Source organism: Oleiphilus sp. HI0079 (genome assembly GCF_001635105.1).
Genome location: NZ_LWFT01000036.1, coordinates 1 through 1175 on the forward strand (window position 1 = coordinate 1; position 1175 = coordinate 1175).

2 protein-coding genes are annotated in these 1175 nt (G+C 49.7%); both read left to right on the top strand.

Features of this window, described 5'->3' with window-relative positions; genetic code table 11:
- Window positions 1-563 (top strand): M23 family metallopeptidase (locus A3750_RS00705; protein WP_156498271.1); only part of this gene is annotated, 563 nt, incomplete at its 5' end.
- Window positions 564-572: 9 nt separating this feature from the next.
- On the top strand, window positions 573-1175 hold a 603-nt coding region (locus tag A3750_RS00710), incomplete at its 3' end, for an anhydro-N-acetylmuramic acid kinase (RefSeq protein ID WP_197474769.1).

The window sequence follows — 1175 nt, forward strand, 5'->3', positions numbered from 1 at the left end:
CGAGCGGCGTTTCAAACTATTACACCCCATCTGGTGAAAGCATGCGCAAAGCGTTTCTTCGCACCCCTGTAGACTTTGCACGTATTTCTTCGCATTTCAATCTTAAGCGAAAGCATCCGGTCCTACACAAGATCCGCGCCCACAAAGGCACTGACTATGCGGCATCACGAGGCACACCAATTAAAGCAACAGGTGATGGAAAAGTCGTATTTGCGGGCCGCAAAGGTGGTTATGGCAATGCAGTGATATTGCAGCACGGCCAGAAAATCACGACGCTATACGCTCACATGACTAAATTTGCGCGAAACGTAAAAACAGGAAAACGCGTTAAGCAAGGGCAAGTTATCGGCTATGTTGGTAGCACAGGACTCGCCTCTGGCCCTCACCTGCATTACGAATTTCGCGTTAACGGCGTACACAAAAACCCTGTCCGGGTAAAACTACCTCATGCGAAACCAGTACCAAGCGAGGAGTTAACGCAGTTTGCTCTGCAGACCAAACCTCTTTTAGCGCAACTGCAAACACTGCGTGAGGATTATCAACTCGCGTTTAACGCACAATAGCGACCAGGCATGCCCCGAGAGTACTATATTGGCTGCATCTCGGGCACAAGCCTTGATGGTTTAGACCTCGCACTTGTGTCCTTCGAAGAAGATTTCTGCGAGGTCGCTGCTTCATTCTGCGAAAAAATCCCAGACAAACTGCAAGCGGATTTATCATCTCTTTGCTCGCCTGGCCCTAGCGAAATTGAACGGCTTGGACGAGCCCACACCGCGTTTGGCCGATTCATCGGACACGCTATAAACAAATTCATTGAAGCACATCACTTTGTCGTTCGCTCTGAGATCAAAGCGATCGGGAGCCACGGACAAACCATCCGGCACCGACCGGACTTAGACCATCCTTTCTCAATTCAAATTGGCTCTGCTGCTGCGGTAAGTGAAATCACTGGGATTACAACGGTTGCTGATTTTCGAATGGCCGACTTAATGTCAGGCGGGCAAGGCGCGCCATTAGTGCCTGCCTTTCACAAGCAAGTCTTTTCGAGCGAAAAATCAAAGCGCTTGATCATAAACTTGGGCGGCATCAGCAACATTAGTGTACTCCCTCAAGAAGAAGCATCAGCATCCGTTTATGGCTATGACATCGGCCCGGCAAATGCATTAATGGACCGC